We start from the raw sequence: 18,123 nt of genomic DNA on the forward strand, positions 1-18,123 counted from the left end.
CTAAACAAACGAACATGCCGAAAGTACTTCGTCTTCATAAAACCGGATCAAATGTGGAAGGCTGGGCCAAAACAAGCCAGATTACCAGCACCGAAATAAAGGACATCAACGATGGCGCCGGTGGCAGAGCTCTCAAGATCAATGCCTCTATTCCTACGCCCTTTGCCCGCATGCACCTGTTTGAAACCGCCTTCGACTTTGTAAGGCGTGGGGTGGCCGGCAATAACACCAACACGATCTACCATAAGTTCGTGACGCACTTCTGGGATTTGTGGGAGTTGCTCTACAACCACCAAAGCTATGCACAGGCAGGCAACAAGATCATTATCCGCCGCTGGAATAAGCACCAGCAGCTCCATGCCATGCAGGCAAACCCCAACACGAGTCTGCTGGGCCGGACGCTGGAGCTGTTCATGAACGACAGCCGCTTTCAGGGCGTGGAGGATATTTTCCTGATTTTCTTCGAATCAACCAACGGCCGCGGCGACCGCCATATGCAACTGATCGGTGGTACCTCGCCGCTGACCTTCCTGTTTGTGGCCCCGAACGTGCAACCGCTAAGTATCAACCGGGCCCAGAACATCGGCACCTACTTCGACCATCACTATGTGTCGCTCGAGCACCGGGAGCCGGATTTCAGAGAGTATGTGCACAAGCTTTTTGTATCGAACCCTGCCATGGTTCAGGCCTTCCCGGCGGTTTATAACGCACTGGACGAAAACCTGCTGCGCAGCATCAACATGGCAGGGGCGGTAGGCCAGGGTGCCATCGCCTCTGAGTACCTGCAGCTCGTGGATTTCCAGCAGAACCCGGTGCATGTGGGGCCTATTAATTTTTTGGTAAAAAAGGACCAGACTGCCGTGACCAGCAGCGATTTGTTCATACGCCCAACGCATACTGGCTTTGCAGGCGAACGGCCGATTGTGCTCAAGCCAGAGCTGCGCCTGGCCCCGGACGTGAAGTATGTCAACAACCTGGCCTGGCCGGTCAATACCCAGGTGGCCTATGCCGATGAGAAACCACTGGAGAACCGCTCGCTGCCGGGCGTGGGCTTCAACTACCCTTACTTAACGATCAATGACCTGCTGCAGGAAACGCTGGTGCAGGTGCCCTACGAGGTGAACACGGAGCGTTTCTACAGTGGCACGGTGGCCTATCAGCCGGGGGTAACGGAGAAATCCTTCAACTACCTGCTGCCCATCACGCCGTTGTACTTTGACTTCTTCACCCCCGAGGATCTGGCCAATCATTTGACCTTCCACATCGACGTAAACCATGTGCGCGTGACGCTGCGGGTGCCTACTGAGAAGGGAAGCGTGGTGTATGAGCGCAGCTTCTATGATAATCCGCTCAACTCCAAAGACGCCAGCGGCCAGGTGATTCCAGAGAAGGGCCGCATCGTTAAATCCAGAATCGGCATGGGTGTTTTCCCGTTCTATAAATTCACCGACGCGGTGCAGTACAACGATTTCTATAAGGTGATGCTGGTCGATGAGGACCTTGATCCCTTGCTAGTGAACAGGAACCACTCGCTTAGCTTCTTTGCCGGGGGCAAGAGAGTGGAAGCGGGCGGCGGCGTTGTCTCTGTCACGGCGCACCGCAGAACCAAAAAGAGTAACAGCAGTGCAGGCAGCACATACTACGAGCTGCGCGGTACTCATTTTGATTTTGCCGAGTTCACGCATGCAGGGGTGGACATGGAGGGGAAGGCCCTTGTTGTGCCAAGGTTTCAGGAAATGCAGCAGGGGATTCATAACTTCACTTTCGCTATCGATTTCGGGACTTCCAACACCCACATCGCCTATACTTCCGGTGCGAACCAGCCGCCGCGCGAGTTCTCCATCACGGCCAATGATCAGCAGTTAGTGATGCTCAACAAGCCTTCAGACGATCCAGCCTTAACGGACTACCAGCGGTTTCACAAAAGGGGCTTTGGGCGTCTTTTTGCTGTGGAGACCTTACTCAAGCGCGAGTTTATACCGTTGATCATTGGCTCAGGCGGGTCGCTTTATAACTTTCCGACCCGGACCGCCACCTGTGAGGCGCTGGATTTTGAGAACCAGATCACCAATTTATTTGGCAATATCAATGTTGGGTTCTCGATCAATACTGAAGGCACGCACCAGGACCAGTACAAGCAAACCTACCACACCGACCTGAAGTGGAGTGAAACGCTAACCAATGCTGGCAAGCGCCGCATTGAAGCCTTCTTCACTGAGATCATGCTCCTGATCAAAAACAAAGTGGTGCTGAACCACGGCAATGTGGCCAGCACGAAGATAATATGGTTTGCGCCGTTGAGCTTTGATGAGTACTCCCGCAATATGTTCCAGAACGTGTGGGATACGGTGTACGACAACGTGTTTAAAAATGGCCGGACCACGGTTTGCATCACCGAGTCGGTGGCGCCCTTTTACTTCCTCTCCAGAACCGGAGCGGTGGTGCCGAGCCAGGACGAGAACCTGATCAACGTAGACATTGGCGGCGGCACCACCGATGTGCTGCTGTTTACTAACCGCAGGCCTTCCCATAGTTCATCTTTCAGGTTTGCCGGAAATGACCTTTGGGGCGACGGCTTTGCTACGGTGAAGACCAAAAAGGATAATGGCCTGCTGCAGTATGGAGTGGACCACGTGCTGCGCATTCCGTTAACGGAAGAAGGACGCGAGTACCGCAAATTCCTGGAGACTGCACTGGACAACCCGGACTTTACTTCTGCTGACATCAGCTCCCTGTTGTTCAGTTATGATAAGGAGCTAAACTATAGCTCGCAACTGCTACAGGCGCGGCAGCTGCGGCTCATGTTCTACCTGCATTTCGGGGCACTGATGTACCACCTAGCGCAGCTGGTGCAGCAACTCGATGTGAAAGTACCGCGCTACATCTCGTTCAGCGGTCGCGGTAGCTTATACATCAAGCTGCTGAGCGCAGGTAACAACCTGTCGAATGTGGAGCGTTTCGCCAAGGCTATATTTCAGAAGGTAACAGGGCAGGAGCCACCGGCTAACTTCAAGCTGGTACTGGTAGATAACCCCAAGCAGGTAACGGCCAATGGCGGCGCGATGGCCCTGGAAGGCACTGACCTGAACGACCTGACCAACATTCCAATCATGAAGCCTACTGGCTCGGCCAATCTGCAGGATGCCCTGACACCGGTAACCAAAAACCAGGTATCTGGGGAACTGCGCCAGGAAGTGATGGATAATGTGATGAACTGCCTGACCATGCTGCTTGACGATCCGGACATATCGCCGCTGATGCGCTCGATGGGGGTGGAAGTAGAGCCGCTGCGTGTGCTGGAGTTTATGCGCGCCAACCTACAAGACAGCTATACCATGATTCTGGAAGACACTGTACGTGGCCTGACAGACCGTGAGCCGCTGCACGAGACCATGTTCTTTATGCCCCTCAAGCAGTCGCTGTACTTGCTGTCGAAGGAACTCTACAGGCAGCAGGCGCAGGTGAGCGCTGTTTCTTAAAGATCAGAACTTACCCTTCGTCAGCGGATATGTTATCGGGGCCTTTGCAAAAGGCCCCGATAAATGGTTCAACAATAAACCAGATCAGTTTTTCACCAAGGCCGTGGAGCCAGAAGTGGTAAAATCATCAACATCAACACTTGTTTAGAACATAACACCGGCTCATGAATACACTTGCCATCATTATCAGTATAATTGCGCTGCTAGGGGCAGGGTTTGCCTTTTTAAGAGCCGCAAGCGCCTATAACATGCTCACCAAGCGGATCAACAAGCTTCAAGATCATACTACTGATCTAGAGCGCCGCCTCAGAAGATTGGAAGGAAATGCCAGCCGGGGCAACAGGCAGGGCAGCGAGCAGAGCGAGGGCGTCAGGCAAAAGAAGCAGCGACAGGAACAGCAGGGCGAGCAACGCCAGCAACAAAGGCAAGCTCAACAGACACCGCAGGCTGGGGAGGCAGCTGAGCAGCAGAAACGCAGGAAAAACAAACGCAGAAAAAACGAAACAATAGAGCGGCTTACCCCCGAAGTAGGAGCAAAAGCGGCGCCAGCCTCAGCATCAAGTGCCGTGCGGATGGAGTTTAAGGGAGGTGATTTGCTGGATGAGCTGGAGAAGGAAGCAGGCAAGGCCACGCCGCCACCTGTGCAACCGGAAGAGATGCCGGATGCGGAGCCAGAGGCTATGCCGGGACTTACGGCAGACACTAGAACCCGCTTTGCCATTATCCCGGAGGATGGCATGATACGGCAGCACCAGCTGCAGCAAAACCCCGACTCTGACAGTTACATTGAAATGGATTTACCGGCCGATGGCAGCAATACCACCCGCTACCGCTTTAACCTGTCGGGCAACCACGCCTTTGTCATTGCGCAAGGCATGGATCGGCTGGAGAACGCCTTTTCTTTTGAAAAACCATCGAACCGCATGGTGAGCCGGGTGGTGCTGCAAGGCGACGGCATTTTGACAAAAGTGAACAACGACTGGAAAATCCAGGAGAAAGCACGCATAGATTTCAGATAAGCCTGTAGATGGAAGGTATCTTTATACTTGAGGCTGTACTTATATTAATCATACTTGGCTACCAATTGTACGTGTACAAGGGGAACAAGCAAAAAATCAAAAGTATAGCCGAACTTTATCCTTCCGAAGAAAGACTCAGCATACGGGAGCAGCTGCTGGAGGCCGGAAATATTAGAAAGCCTGCCGATGCCAAAGCAGACAGCACCGTATGGGAAGCCGTGCTTGCCGGTAAACCTTTCAGGGAGTACACGCTATCCAACCCAGTGGTGAAGAGAGTGGTGGCTGCAGCAGACAATATGCTGCAGATAGAGGTGAAGGGAGGCCCTGTCGCCAGCTACCGTATAGAGCGCCACAAGCTGGAGAAACTGTTTGCAGGAGGTAACCTCCATTTGGTGCAGGGGGACCCGGATGCGCTGATAACCCCGGCAGCCTCAGGCGGAAAGAGTGCCGCTACCATCGACCTGATAGAGGTGCAGAACCCTTCCGAAACATTTGGCAGCATCATTAAGAGCACCAATCAGTACCTGAGGCGTAACAAAGGGGCCGCCGCAGATTTCAATATCCTGAAAGATGTGTCGGAGCGGTATTCAGAAGCTATGGATGCAGAGGTGCAGTCTACCATTGCTGCCCCGCTCTATGTTGGCCTGCTGGGTACTTTTTCAGGGGTGATCATCGGCTTGTCGAGTCTGATCTGGTCAGGCCTGGGAGGTGCTGAATCGGGTGCAGCCACCGGGTCTTTTATCACAGATCAGAACATCCCCTCGTTTCTGTTTGGGGTGCTGATCGCTATGTCGGGTAGTTTCCTGGGCCTGCTGCTCACGCTGATGGGAAACAACGCCCTGAAGAATGCCCGCAGCCTCCGCGATCGGAACAAGAACAGCTACTATACTTTCCTGCAGACCAACCTGCTGCCCAAACTTAACTCTGATATGGCTGCCAGCCTAGGCAGCCTGAAATCGGTGCTGGATTCCTTTAACAAAGATTTCCTGGACAAGGTGCTCGGTTTCAGGCCTATTGTGGATACGCTTACGGAGAACATCAGCACGCAAAAAGAATTTATAGAGAGGCTTGATAAGATAGGTTTTACCCAGATGGCCAACGCCAACCTCCAGGTGTTTGATAAGATGAAGGAGAGCGAGCAGCTGTTCAAAAACTTTATGCACTACCAGGTAGCCTTAAACGAGTCGGTGCAGAAAGGGGCGGAGCTAACGCAAACTATAAGTGATGTGTTGAGCCGCCTGAACAGCCTGCAGGAGGGATTTGACAAGGTGCCGGGTTACCTGCAGCAGCACGACGAATCGATACAGCGGCAGGTGAATTTCTTCGGACAGCACGAGCGGGAGTTAAACGATATTAGCTCTCGCATAGAGCAGTACTTTGATAAGGCCGCACTCCGGTTAACGGACCTGATGGAGGCAAGGCTGCAACACCAGGAGCGGGATGCGCAGCATGCTTACCAAAAGTGGCAGGAGCATTTCCGCAGGCTGAACGAGGATAACGTGTACCAGCGTATCCTTGACTACATGCGCCCTTTCGAGAACCTGAGCCAGCAGCAGGAAAAGCTGGGAGACACGCAGCAGCATTTATCCGCAGAGATACGCCAGACAAACGAGCGCCTGCTGCAGAAGCTGGAGGCCGACACTGCCATTCAGCAGCAACTGCTGCAGCAACTGCAACTACTGAACATGCACATGGCCAAAAGCATGGAGCCGGGACCGCTGAAGTCTGTACTGGATAAGCTCTTTGGCGGCGGCCAGGGGAGAAGGTAACCGATAAAGTATGAGCAAGGAGAACAGGGATTTTTTCTGGCCCAGCTACGTCGACCTGATGACGGTCCTCTTTTTGGTGATGCTGGTGCTTTTTGTGCTGAGCTTTAAACTGTTTCAGGACAAGGACCAGGAGAACCGGCAGAACATTGCCCGGCTGCAGGTGGAGGTACAGGAAAAGCGGAAGCTGGATGAGATCAAAGCCGCGCTTGCCCGGCTGGATGATGAATATTTTCAGTACAACAAACAGTACAAACGCCACGAGCTGTTGGTGGACGTGCTCTTTGAGCAGAGTAGTGCAGTCATTCCCTTCCGTGCGCGGGCACCGCTACGTAAGGCGGGTGAGAACCTTAGCCAGGTCATCAACTCCATCGAGGATGAGGATGTTAAGTACCTGATCGTGATCGACGGGCGCGCGGCCAGCTTTCCAGAGGGGGATCCGCGTAACATCACACAGCGGGAGTATGCCCTGCAGCTGAGCTACCAGCGGGCATTGGCACTGCTTGATTTCTGGCAGCGCCAGGGGATAAACTTTCCCAAAGATAAGATAGAGCTGGTCGCCGCTGGAAGCGGTTTTGAAGGGGCAGGTCGTAAGGGAGATATCCGCGACCGTCGTTTCGTTATTCAGATTCTGCCAAAGGTGGGTACCTTAGAGGAGAACGGCAGGTAGTGTACTAGCAGTGCCTGTAGCGCTTTCACGCCGCGAGTGTTATGGGGCTTTTCAGCACGCCTCTTGAAAGGATTGTCCCGCTGCAGTCAGAAGATAAGCCCTGAGCTGGATTCGCTAGCTTGTCTAGGCTGGCTTTGCTACCTGGGGCAGGTAGCGACCCGGATGCAAAGGGCTTTATGCTAGTAAGTGCTTTAGAATTTTACTGCGGCACTGCTGCCATTTTCACTCCTGCTGAGCAGGGAAATGACGCTTTCTGCACCTGCTGCTGGCCCAGCAGGTGCAGGCTCCTTGATAAACGCCTTTGGCAAAGTGTTTCTCAAGGTAGTTATAGCTTCACATGTTCTTCTACATCCTGTATGCTTACCTTCTTTAGTTGATCCTCCGGACTTCGGGGAAACAGTATTCAGGTTGAATCCACCATCGGGCAGGTCATTGAGAGCGTACTGATCTATCTAGGTACTCTGTTAATTTACTGGTATTGTGAGCCGGTAGGTGTTAATTAGCGGGATGGGGCGGGGTTAGTTCCATCAATCAGATTTCAATCATAAAGCCCGTTACGCTCCTTACGCTATTGTTTACCATCGTGCCAATGTTCGGCCTGAAGGAAGGCGCCATTGTGAGCATACCATCCGGTGTGTTGCAGGTAATCGTTCTGCTTAAGTTGTCCTTTTTCTTCATGTTCTTTTTTCAGCTTCCTTATCGCCAAAAACTGGGAGCTGATTTTTCCAGGGATACCTTCAACTCTGTCACCGCCACGGAAGACAACTTTGCGCAGGCCATAGCCCTTGCATTCTTCGGCATCAACTCTGGTCAGGCGTGAGCTGGAGGCATTGGACGACTAATGGAAGTGCCGGGGGCTGTATTTAGCAAGCCGTAATGGAATGGCAACAATGACCCTTTAAGCATCAACTTGTGATGGGTCCAGGAACGAGGCGGTAAGCCCTGCTAATACCATGCAAGTCAAGTATAAGTATCGCGCTTTTCTTGCCTTGTGCATAGCCATGAGCGCTTTGATAGAAAGTGGCACTTACACGGATAAGTGACAATGGGTGATTCCTCCTTTAAGAGATATCAGCAGGCAACGATAAACTATCGTGCCTTTTCCTAGCATAATATAGCAGCACTTCTGCATGGCTCCCCCCCAGTGCTTGTGGCTTTTAACAGGGAGCCAAGTAAAGGGTTGAGTGTAGGAAGAGCACGAGCTGTACTGCTTGCTCGTCAGAATAGCAGGGCTTGAGAGTACCAGGAGCAGTGGTGTAGTTAACTGCCTCAATTTTAGAATGCCTTCGAGTATCTTCGACTCTGAGGCGCCTCATACAGGGTGAGCTCCTGATGAAGAATGGAGCCTGAAGTAAGGATGAGCGCTTGAGTAGTGTTTGCAGCGCAAAAGGAGGCCTGCCCGTGCTAGGCCAGAGGCACTTTGTAGAAACTGGAGGAGTGTGGTTAGCTCTACACATCTTGCCTGCCAAACATTGAAGGGTTTTGAAAGCGTCGCCCTTACGCAGGAAATTAGCCGGTTGTGTTTTTTTGGGCCTATGGCTAGTTATTTCCCATAGCGAAAGGAGGTCGACCAGTATGCCCAGTGGTTCCCATGTACGTACTGGAAATTTCCCTAGAATTTAGTTATTGCAAGCTAGCCGAGAATGTCTGCCTGTGGGAGGTGAGGGGTTGTATAAGAGCACGGCCCTCTGTTTACCAGGGACCGTGCCTTAAACTATGGTACTGCAGTTAGTATACGTAGAGAAAGGCCAGCAGTGCAAGCCTACAGGTTGCTTAAGAGGAAGCGCAGGTTGAAGGCCACGTCATCGTACCACAGGCCGTGGTGGCCCACCAGGTTCAGGGCCGGCTTCCAGTCCACGCCCACGGCAAAGGGGATGTCGCGGAAGGTGTACTCCAGCCCCAGCACCAGGTCGGCCCCTATCACCCGGTGGTGGTCATGGTCGTCGTGGTCGTGGTCGAACCAGGGGTGGTGACGGTGGTCGTGGTCATGGTAGTCCCAGAAGCCCACATGCGCCCCAATGCCGCCGTAGAACTGCAGCTGCTCGACCTGGAAGGCGGTCGTGTGCTTCTCATACAGCCCTGTGATAAGCACCCCGTCCCAGCGGGGGGAGATAATGCCCTCCACGGCGCTTTTGCTGTCAACAAAGTGTTTGACGGTAAGGCCGTACACGTAGCCTCCCCTGAAGCCGACGCCGGTCTTGTAGTTTTGCGCCAGCAGCGGAGCGGCCGGCAGCAGTACCAGTAAAAGCAATAGTCTTAGTATCTTCATCGTTTTATTTTGCTTGTTCAGTGCAATTCTATACGGATAGTTTGGCCCAAAGGTCAAGGGCAATCAGAGCGAGTGGCGCTGTCTTTGCTGCAGCTTCCCAAACTAATACAGTAATTGCCTAGGTTTGCACCAAACGTTTTCCATATGAGACAGATGAAACACACTTTCCTGACTGCCCTCGTGCTGGCCTTGCTCGCCTCCGGCTGCTCCCCGAGGTACTACCCGAGCCCGTGGCCGGACAGGGACGAAGAGTGGGAGAAGCGGGACAAAGACAGGGATGAAAGAGACAAGGATTGGGAAAAGAGAGGCGAAGGCCGGGGCGACCGTGACGGGCGCGTCTTCCCCTTCAGTTCGCTTAACATTCCCAAAGGCCACCTGCCGCCCCCGGGCGAGTGCAAGGTGTGGTTCCCAAGCAAGCCGCCGGGGCACCAGCCGCCGCCGCAGTCCTGCGCCTCTGCCTTGCGTAGCGCCCCATTGGGGGCTTGGGTCATCACCCACGAGGGCAGCCGCTACAAGGTCAATATCTTTGACCGCGTCAGGCGCGGCGTGATTGACGAGGTGCGCTATTACCAGGCGCAGTAGCCTTTCCTGCATCCCTCTCTACCGTTCAGTATAGCCCTCACAGGCTGACGGCAGGGGGGGATTTGCCGTTGCTAAGGGTGTGCTGTATCTTGTCCGCTGAAATTGCTTAAGCTCCAGGTATGTCACCTCTTGTACGGTAGAGGGTGCTGCGCAGGCAGGTGAAGGAACAGGGTTAGTAGTTGGTAAAGTAGCTGTGCGCTCAAAAGAAAATAATTGTGTTGTATTCTCCAGTGTGTTCACTACCAGCAGCTTTCCGGATAATACCTATCAGGAATAAAACACTTGAACATAGAAAGGAGCTGTAGTTTAATTCACTGTAGCTCCTTTCTATGTCATGGGAGGTGGTTATTAGTTGAAGCGTCATTCACCTACATTCTACAACTATGGAAGGAAATAAAGAATTAGGCTCTGTTGATCATAATACCTGTTATTACGCAAGTTATGCTTAGTTAATCCCGTTTCGATAATGCCGAACCTGGTTTACTACACAAGTGACGGGTATGAGAGTTGCTTATTGCTTAAGGTCTGAAAAGAAGAGGTTATCTTAAGACTGAAGCTGCGTTACTATTTTGTCTATACACGAAACAGCCATCTGAAGATTCACTGGTATAATGAGATAAGTAAATTAGCTTAGTACCCAAGGTGAACAAGGCATAGCCGTAGTTTAGAGGTTGTGCCTAATTAAAGGGCCCTTCTCGCATCCTGTTTACAACCACAGGCGTCAGCACAGATAGTAGCACAGTCTGTGCTGCGGTTGTAGGTGAGGAAAAAGCTTAGTTGTACATGATTTAGAGGCAATATGTATGTTTTTTGGCCTCTTTTACTGCTGCCCATGCATCGCCTGCACGAGGGAGAGCACAGGCTGGGACACCATCTTTTGTTTCATGAAGCGTAGGGTGAATATAGCAGTGCCTACTGGTGAAAACTTCAATAAGAGTCTGCATTCACCAAGCCAAAGGCAGTCTCGCATTGATTGCAAAGTAGCATCATATACTTGGCAGGATAGGCTATACCATTAACCCTCAACTACTGCTTTCTTTTTTCGCTTCCTCTGTAAGCTTATGAATATTTGTAGGGATAGGCCTCTCTTTAAGAAGTCGCGCGAAGTAAACCGTGTTGTTTACTAAAAACCTCAAGTTCTTATTCGTAAACAAGTGCTTACCTCCATCTGCGTCTATGTAACTTGGCCCTGGCCCTGCTTCACCTACCCAGTATGCCATAGAATTCGGAGGAATGGTGCATCCAGAGTGGTTAAGCGAGAAGAGCACCTCTGAAGAAACTTTTTTTGCTCCGTCTTCATTTCCTGTCACCAGAACACCCCCTATCTTGTTGTACAGAGGGTACTGCCCGGTTTCCTCATCCTGCTCAGAGGTACTGCCATCTATCCGCTCTATTATCATTTTACAGATTGAGGATTTATCACCCAGCCATATAGGCGAGCCTATGATCAGAATATCAGAACCTTTGATCTCTGCCAAGATCTCAGGCCATTCATCCCCGTGTCCTTCGTCCGAGGTAACTCCAAACGCGACTTTATAATCAGCGACCCTGATCACCTTGCTTTCTACATCGTGCTCTTTGAAGAGCGAAACAGCTTTATTTATCAATGCTTCTGTATTGGATGCCTCTGGAGATTTCTTCAAAGTGCAGTTCAAAAATATCGCTCTCAGACTCATTTGCTTTGATATGGTTTCTATTTGATTGTTAATTAAGCTCGCCTATAGCATAACTTACTTGGTTTTGACTACTCTCCACACCATACCTGTTTCTCTGTCAAACTCAATTGGGAAATGTCCGTCGGCTATACGCTTCAGGCTTGTTCTGTGCGAGCCGAAGTCAACGATGTACATCGCGCCGTCCGGTCCGAATTTCACATCATACGGTCGCTCGATTCCCTCGCCAAGTTTACCCTGCTGGGAACCTGGACCCACTTTTTCATTTTGGATGAAAGGATGCAGGGTGTTCTCGCCGCTGCCACTTGTTTCTACTCTGGCAATACGACTTCCTGCAAACTTATCCCGCATGGGGTTCGTGATCCACTGAAAATCACCGTACTCCGGTATAAAAAGCTGGTCAGCAAACTCACCCCATGACGCAGGCGCTACATCAGGCTTGGAAGGGGAGGAGTTCACTTCATGCAACGCCAGGATAAGCGATTTGTCCGGCTTCTCCAGCCCGCTTGCCTCATGGTCGATTAAGAGGTGTAGCTCCTGTGCCACTTTTTCGGTACCCCTATAGGTAGGAGGAATAGCTCCACTGCTGGGCTTGAATTTAGCATCTGTTACAGGTTCGAAATTGGCTGCGAAATCAGGCCAGCCATACCAGGCACCCTCTTTCACCCTGTAAGAGCCATCATGGTAGTCATTTATTGGCCTGCCAGCAGCATTGTCGTAGCCATTCACGGCAACAAATAGTTCTCCTGCCTTATTCCAGGCTATACCTATGGTGTTGCGAAAACCCCAAGCATAAGGCCTTACGGTAGCTTCAGCGTTTTCGGGGTCGAACACCAGGATAGAACCGCCGCACTTGTTATTGCCTTTTACAACCTGACCAGGCTTAGTGGCTGTACCAAATGGCATAAAAGCACCGGTTAATACCGTTCCCTTACCGCCTGGGCGGAAATCAGGAAGCTCTATGTTGTAACCAGTTAACACAATGTCTTTGGCAGGGGTAGGATGTCCACCTGGTGCCTTTAGCACAAACGGAATCATGTTCTCGTCCATATACCCGGAGTTACCTCCGATACCCACGCAGACATACATTCTGCCGTCTTTTCCCACGCGCACGTCGTTCGGCTGGTGGTCTGACTGACTGTCTATTATTCCGCCAAGTATCTTGGTTACTTCTCCGTCCGGTGTTACTCTGGATACAGCTCCAAAAAGTTCTTTATCCCGGTGCGTAATATAGAAAGCGCCTTGGTACCAGGTCATGCCAGAAATGGCCGGATATATTTTACCATCTAAATTCACCACTTCAGTAGTCCTGCCATTGCTTTCTACACGCAGTATTCTTGCGGAGGCATCTTCCTCATCCAGAAAGGTGCCCCCGGCTTCAGCCACGTATAAGTTGCCTTGGTCGTCCCAAGTAACAGATGTTGGGTAGGTAAGGCCTTCCGCTATCTTTTCAATTTCATAGCCTTCCGGAAGCCGGATCATGGGGAAGTTAGCCGAAGCTTTTAGCTTTTTGCTGGCAGCATCATGGCTAAGCTCGGAGAACTTTTCTTTCATCATGTTTACCCCAACGCTAACTGCGCCGGCAGCCGCTGACACCAATGGTCCGCGTCTGGCTTCTTTTTCTTCGTTTTCTTCCATAGCTTGTGTGTAGTTTAGTAGTTGCTTTTAATGGAAGCAGACTCTGCCCCCAACCTGGCTGCTGAAACCAATAAATCGGGATCCTCCCAGCTTGAGCGAAGGAAACTTACCCCTATTCTTATTTCTAAACATCGATGAGTAGCAAACACTTAGCTTTGTTTGTCAAACGGTCGTTTGAGTTTTAAGTTTAGATAAGAGCTTCCCCCAAAGCGACTCCCTAAGGTAGGAGCGTATTCTTTCACAGGTGGCGAGAAAGTGCTTTTCATTGCCAGATATGACGGAGAGCATGACAGCGCCCTCAATTTCCTGCACTGCCTGCTCATCCACCATCCGTGCCTCTGGCTGTTGATTCTGTGATTGGAAGGTATAGGAGAAAGCGGTAATCCAGTCCTCGAAAAACTTCCTGATGATCTCTGTGAATTCAGGGTTTACTTGGGCTGACTCCAAGCCGATGTTAGCCGTCAGCATCCTTCCGATTCGTTCCTAGTCCTGGAAAACGGTGGAATACTGAGATGAAAATTACCGGTGAGTGGTCAGGCAACTAGCGTAACGATTTTCCCTTGGTTTGCACCTGGTTAGCTTCTGGATGAAAGGGCACAGCCAGCTTCATTGCTGTGTCACTAAAATAGCACCTTTCCCTATCAGATCTACTTATAGCAGCTTAAGAGTGGACCCGCCGTTATTCTCGCTTTGTTCTGCCATGGTAGCAGCCGCTTTACAAACCAGGTGCAACCGGGGGGCGTATCAAGAAACCCTGGAATAATGAAATTGATAAAGTCGAATGATCAAGCTTATTACCTAAGGCTTTCCTTGCACAGACTGTACTACAGGCAGCAACACAGTCTGTGCTCAACAGTTGTAGATGCGGAAAGAACTTTGCTGTACATCATTTGGAGGCAATATGTATGTTTTTTCAGCCTCCTTCACCCCAGCTATGTGTCGCCAGCACGAGGGGAGCAAAGTTGGGACACGATTTGTGGTTTGATGAGCCGGCGAACACAGGAGCGCTGATGTTGAAGGACAGGGTATGGTTGTAAGCCCTACTTCTCTTGCGACCGAGCTGTTTTACCCTTGGAGAAGGCAAGGTGAGGGCATGCTCTCTGGCAAACTGTACATCAGAAACATTAGCGCCCCTTTCTACTTAAGAAAGAGGTGCTTTGCAGTTTATGTTAGGACCAGCTAGTTTACCACCACCTCCTCCAAAGCATCAAAGCTTAAGCTGCAGCGTTACGTACCAATTCCGCGCATCGGATGGGATAATGCCTGGGCCTGGATAACCTGTGGCACGGCGCGTGAAGTAACGGTTATCAGTTAGGTTATTTATACCTGTTTCTAAGGTGAAGCGCTTATAGGTATAACTGCCGGATAGGTCCACTACCCAGTAGGCAGGCACCACACCCACAACAGCTGTTGGTTCTAGCACTGAGTTCGGCGCATCGGTGTATTGCTCAGCGGTATAAGCGTATTGGTACGCCAGCTTCAGGTTATTGTGCTTAAACGACAGGCCCAGCTTAGCTATAACGGGTGGCGCCAACTCTACTTCTTTGCCATTGATGTCTGTTTGCGGACTACTGTACCTCGTGTTTACGAGCGTCACGTTTGAAAAGGCAGAAAGGCTTGTTTTGTGGTCTTTGCCATAGTAAAGCTTCAGCAGGTCTGCCTCCACGAAGGTCTCCAGCCCCACATTGCGCGAGTCCCCCACATTGGTGCGTATGCGGTTGGTGGTGCCTTCAACATTCTTAAAGTTGATGCGGTCTTTATACGCTAAGTAAAAGACACTGGCATCGTAGTTCAATGTACCGCTTACGTTCCCCCTGAAACCTAAATCAGCACTGTAGCCCGATTCATCCTTCAGGTTCTGATCCACGAACTGGTTTGGGTTGATAACGCGCATGTCGTTGAAGTTGATGGCACGGTAGTTCTGGGAGAAGTTAGCATACACCTCCATCTGCTCAGTAGGCTTGTAGCTCAGGCCTAAACCCAGCAACAGCACGTTGCGGGAGTTGCTGCGGTCTTCGGCTATCACCTCATCTTTGATGGTGTTACCTGCCTGATCGGCCATCACATCCCGGTAGCTGCCATCAGCATTGGTGTTGATCCACTCGTAGCGCACTCCCGGCGTCAGGCTCAGCTTTGGCGTAAGGTTGAAAATATTCTCGGCAAACATAGCCACATTGCGGCTCAGGTAGTCATAGCTCGACGCATTAGGTGCACCCGATTTGGAGTAAAAACGGAAATCAGCGTTAGAACCGGCAGAACCATCGCCCTGCTTCTGATCTGTAAAGCCACGGTAATAGCGGGCGCCTACCAGCAGCGTAGAGAAAGAGCTGCCCAGGTCATAACGATGGATGAGACGTGTCTCGTTACCGAAGTTATTGAACTGGTCTTTCAGCAGCAAACGCTTCTCCATCGGGTCCGGTCGGTTAATCTTCTCCAGGTAACCCAAGGCATCGCGCTCAGCCAGGAGGCCGAAGTTGCGGATGTTGAGCTTCGTGCGCTCGCTCAGGCGGTAATCCAGCGTCAGGGCCATCAGGTTCCAGTTTACGTTAAACCAGTTGCGGTCACGCTTCGACTGCTGCGGATTATGGTCGAACTCCGCATCTGTTAAACCGCCCGGCTGCTGCGCCAGGTAATCCATGTACGTGTAGTTAAACCCTATCTCAAGTTTATCATTCGCATTGTAGTGTACCGAGCTAAACACAGTGTGGGCATCGAACTCTGAATTATTGCGCCAGCCATCGCCGCTTTTGTACTGGTAGAAACCATAGTAACGGAACTTGCCCTCGCTACCCCCGATGCTGTTGAAGGTGTTCAGAAAGCCCCAGGAGCCAAGTGTCTGGCGGCTTGTCAGCTCAAAAGGCTTATCTTCCGGCCCTTCCTTCATCACAAAGTTCACCATGCCTCCAAACTGGGTTCCGTACTGCAGCGACGCTGCGCCACGTACTATCTCAATTCTATCCACGACCTCAGTAGGCGGAGTATAGTAGCTCTCCGGATAACCAAGGGCATCGGCAGATATATCGTAGCCGTTCTGGCGGGTATTGAAGTTTGAAGTACGGTTAGGGCTAAGGCCACGTCCCCCAATGCCTAACTGTAAACCGGCACCATCGCTCTCCCAAATGTTGAGCCCGGCTACTTTCGCAAATACCTGCCGCGTGTTGTTTGTGGCTTTGCTGGCCGTGATGTCGCTGAGTACCACCACTTCGCTTTTCTTACCCTCGTAAATGGCAGCACCCTCCACAGAGTTCAGGCGGGTGATACCGAAGGTTTTCTCCCGCTCCCCTTTTACATTCACTTCGCTCAGTTTCCCCTCCAGCGGTTGGAGCGAGAAGGAAAGGAACACGTTGCTGTTGCTGATCGTTACTTGCTCTGTAGCTGCCCCCCAGCCCACACTATAGGCAGTTAAAGTGTAGGTGCCCGGAGCCAGGTTGGGAATGGTGTAATTCCCTTTTGCATCGGCTTTATATAAAGAGCCGGTATTGGTCAGCAGCACCTCTGCCCGTGGCACTGGTTGCTGTGCGGATGCACTGGTTATTTTACCAGTGACGGAAAAGGTTTGTGCCAGTGTAGCCATGCAACTGCAAAGCACCAGAGCGATTGTTAGCGTAACGTGCATTTGATTTTATCTCTGCCCTACCGCCTCAAGCGGAGGAATTGCTTCTTCTAAAGGTAGAATCCAGGGCTTTGGTAGGAAGCTTTCTTTTTCGGCCGCCAAATTAACGTTGGGGTTAATCAAGAGCCGGCTGCCACGGCCATTCATACTTACATATACTTCGGCACGCACCTGCGCACCGGGTACACCACGGGCAGCAAAATCCTGCTGCAGCATGTGGGCGTACTGCAGGATCATGTCAGGCTGCGTCGCCATCTGCTTCTCCTGGTTAATGGTCAAGTAATCCCGGTTGTTGATCTCCACTTCGTGTCCTGATTTTGGGTCAAACACATAAAAGAAAGCGGTCCCGGTTTTCTCCATAAGCATCACACGCCACGAGAAACGGTAGCCTTGCTCGGTCCAGAAAAGCTCGCCAGGGTACAGCACAAAACGCCACGGTACCAGCACCTGCAGCACAAAGTGTACTACCAGCAGGCTTAAGAGCAGCGGCTGTGCCTCTACCCTTGCTGCAACAGGTGCAGCAGGCACACACACGCGGAATAAACTGCGGCACCGGCCTAGTAGACGCTCATGAAAGTTTGCTGAGAAGAAGATCAGGGTGCTCACCATCATGATGTAGGGGAACATGCCAATTTGAAACAGCACTGCTGTGAGCACATGGAACACGATCACCGTAAGGTAGGCCAAAGGCCTGCTTTTGCGCCAGCTCAGGAAAAACGGAATAGTCAGGTCGTAGAAGGCGCCGAACCAGCAAAACACGTAAGCTACCCATTTTTCGTCGAGCAGCTGCCCGATGAGTGGTAGGTGCGTATGAGCAGGTAGCCAGTAACGAAGCGGCATGGCCTCCAGTAGCCAGTCAGAATTTAGCTTGGCAACACCCGCGTAAAAGTAAACCAGCCCCAGCTGCAACTGAAAGACAAGCACTACCCAGCACGGCACCTGGCTTACCCAGCTTTGCGTCCTGCGCAGTACATCCAGCGAAAAGTGCCGGTGCGCAGGCACTAACACCAGAAGCAATGCCACTATACTTACAAAGTAGTAGTGGTTGAGGTAGTTGCTTTTGTCGATGAGCTCTACGTACGAAAAGCTCAGGAAGAACAGCAGCGCCGACAGGCGGTAAAACAGACCAACCATCACCCCTAATGCGGCTACCGCCATCACGGAAAAAAGCGCGTACATACCTGCCTCGCCCAATGGTTGCACCCACTCAAAACCATAATAGGTAAAGTAAACCTTCGGCTTTACGTACAGCTCCGTTACCCAGCCTTTGCCCATAGAGCGCAGGATGCTGGCCAGCATCATACCACCGAATATCACACGGAACACTGCCAACGGTGCGGCGGAGACAGGTGCGGTCAGGTATGGTTTCAGCTTCTGGAGCATATAAAGCTTGTTTTTGGAGTTTCCGCCCTAC

12 protein-coding genes are annotated in these 18,123 nt (G+C 51.5%); 6 read left to right on the forward strand and 6 right to left on the reverse strand.

All coding sequences use genetic code 11. The annotated features are described in order from the left end of the window. Window positions 1-14 precede the first annotated feature (14 nt). The 5 genes from PKOR_RS16220 to PKOR_RS23625 all read left to right on the forward strand — a co-directional run bounded on the left by PKOR_RS16220 (window position 15) and on the right by PKOR_RS23625 (window position 7,754). Complete coding sequence (locus PKOR_RS16220) at window positions 15-3,479, forward strand: acetate and sugar kinases/Hsc70/actin family protein (RefSeq protein ID WP_052738912.1); 3,465 nt, start codon at window positions 15-17, stop codon at window positions 3,477-3,479. Between the two features lie 164 nt (window positions 3,480-3,643). After that, window positions 3,644-4,498, forward strand: a complete 855-nt coding sequence (locus tag PKOR_RS16225) for a hypothetical protein (RefSeq protein ID WP_046312118.1) — start codon at window positions 3,644-3,646, stop codon at window positions 4,496-4,498. An 8-nt stretch (window positions 4,499-4,506) separates the two neighbouring features. Then, window positions 4,507-6,267, forward strand: coding sequence for a hypothetical protein (locus tag PKOR_RS16230; protein WP_046312119.1), 1,761 nt, complete (start codon window positions 4,507-4,509; stop codon window positions 6,265-6,267). Window positions 6,268-6,277: 10 nt separating this feature from the next. Further along, entirely contained in the window at window positions 6,278-6,934 is a 657-nt protein-coding gene (locus PKOR_RS16235; protein WP_046312121.1) for an OmpA family protein, read from the forward strand. A 589-nt stretch (window positions 6,935-7,523) separates the two neighbouring features. Continuing rightward, a complete protein-coding gene (locus PKOR_RS23625) occupies window positions 7,524-7,754 on the forward strand; it encodes a hypothetical protein (RefSeq protein ID WP_052738913.1) in 231 nt (76 codons plus the stop codon). 942 nt (window positions 7,755-8,696) lie between these two features. Here PKOR_RS23625 and PKOR_RS16245 read toward each other — a convergent pair. After that, window positions 8,697-9,203, reverse strand: a complete 507-nt coding sequence (locus PKOR_RS16245) for a hypothetical protein (RefSeq protein ID WP_046314580.1) — start codon at window positions 9,201-9,203, stop codon at window positions 8,697-8,699. Between the two features lie 144 nt (window positions 9,204-9,347). On the opposite strand from PKOR_RS16245, the gene PKOR_RS24815 reads away from it, so the two are divergent. After that, window positions 9,348-9,785 (forward strand): hypothetical protein, encoded by a 438-nt coding sequence (locus PKOR_RS24815; protein WP_148561723.1) that lies wholly within the window; start codon window positions 9,348-9,350, stop codon window positions 9,783-9,785. Window positions 9,786-10,807: 1,022 nt separating this feature from the next. Here the strand turns inward: PKOR_RS24815 and PKOR_RS16255 are convergent. From PKOR_RS16255 to PKOR_RS16275, 5 genes are all read right to left on the reverse strand, one after another. Further along, window positions 10,808-11,428, reverse strand: coding sequence for a flavodoxin family protein (locus tag PKOR_RS16255; protein WP_200897386.1), 621 nt, complete (start codon window positions 11,426-11,428; stop codon window positions 10,808-10,810). Between the two features lie 87 nt (window positions 11,429-11,515). Beyond that, window positions 11,516-13,096, reverse strand: a complete 1,581-nt coding sequence (locus PKOR_RS16260) for a PQQ-dependent sugar dehydrogenase (protein ID WP_052738914.1) — start codon at window positions 13,094-13,096, stop codon at window positions 11,516-11,518. Between the two features lie 162 nt (window positions 13,097-13,258). Beyond that, entirely contained in the window at window positions 13,259-13,564 is a 306-nt protein-coding gene (locus PKOR_RS16265; RefSeq protein ID WP_046312125.1) for an LmrA/YxaF family transcription factor, read from the reverse strand. 739 nt (window positions 13,565-14,303) lie between these two features. Continuing rightward, window positions 14,304-16,670, reverse strand: a complete 2,367-nt coding sequence (locus PKOR_RS16270) for a TonB-dependent receptor (protein WP_158453789.1) — start codon at window positions 16,668-16,670, stop codon at window positions 14,304-14,306. Window positions 16,671-16,718: 48 nt separating this feature from the next. Next, entirely contained in the window at window positions 16,719-18,092 is a 1,374-nt protein-coding gene (locus PKOR_RS16275) for an HTTM domain-containing protein (protein ID WP_046312128.1), read from the reverse strand. Window positions 18,093-18,123 lie beyond the last annotated feature (31 nt).

This window comes from Pontibacter korlensis (genome assembly GCF_000973725.1).
Lineage (GTDB): Bacteria > Bacteroidota > Bacteroidia > Cytophagales > Hymenobacteraceae > Pontibacter > Pontibacter korlensis.

Excerpts from the sequence above, each read along its gene's own strand:
- PKOR_RS16220 (WP_052738912.1), top strand. The coding sequence starts at position 15 with ATGCCGAAAGTACTTCGTCTTCATAAAACCGGATCAAATGTGGAAGGC.
- PKOR_RS16225 (WP_046312118.1), top strand. The coding sequence starts at position 3,644 with ATGAATACACTTGCCATCATTATCAGTATAATTGCGCTGCTAGGGGCA.
- PKOR_RS16230 (WP_046312119.1), top strand. The coding sequence starts at position 4,507 with ATGGAAGGTATCTTTATACTTGAGGCTGTACTTATATTAATCATACTT.
- PKOR_RS16235 (WP_046312121.1), top strand. The coding sequence starts at position 6,278 with ATGAGCAAGGAGAACAGGGATTTTTTCTGGCCCAGCTACGTCGACCTG.
- PKOR_RS23625 (WP_052738913.1), top strand. The coding sequence starts at position 7,524 with ATGTTCGGCCTGAAGGAAGGCGCCATTGTGAGCATACCATCCGGTGTG.
- PKOR_RS16245 (WP_046314580.1), bottom strand. The coding sequence starts at position 9,203 with ATGAAGATACTAAGACTATTGCTTTTACTGGTACTGCTGCCGGCCGCT.
- PKOR_RS24815 (WP_148561723.1), top strand. The coding sequence starts at position 9,348 with ATGAGACAGATGAAACACACTTTCCTGACTGCCCTCGTGCTGGCCTTG.
- PKOR_RS16260 (WP_052738914.1), bottom strand. The coding sequence starts at position 13,096 with ATGGAAGAAAACGAAGAAAAAGAAGCCAGACGCGGACCATTGGTGTCA.
- PKOR_RS16265 (WP_046312125.1), bottom strand. The coding sequence starts at position 13,564 with ATGCTGACGGCTAACATCGGCTTGGAGTCAGCCCAAGTAAACCCTGAA.
- PKOR_RS16270 (WP_158453789.1), bottom strand. The coding sequence starts at position 16,670 with ATGGCTACACTGGCACAAACCTTTTCCGTCACTGGTAAAATAACCAGT.
- PKOR_RS16275 (WP_046312128.1), bottom strand. The coding sequence starts at position 18,092 with ATGCTCCAGAAGCTGAAACCATACCTGACCGCACCTGTCTCCGCCGCA.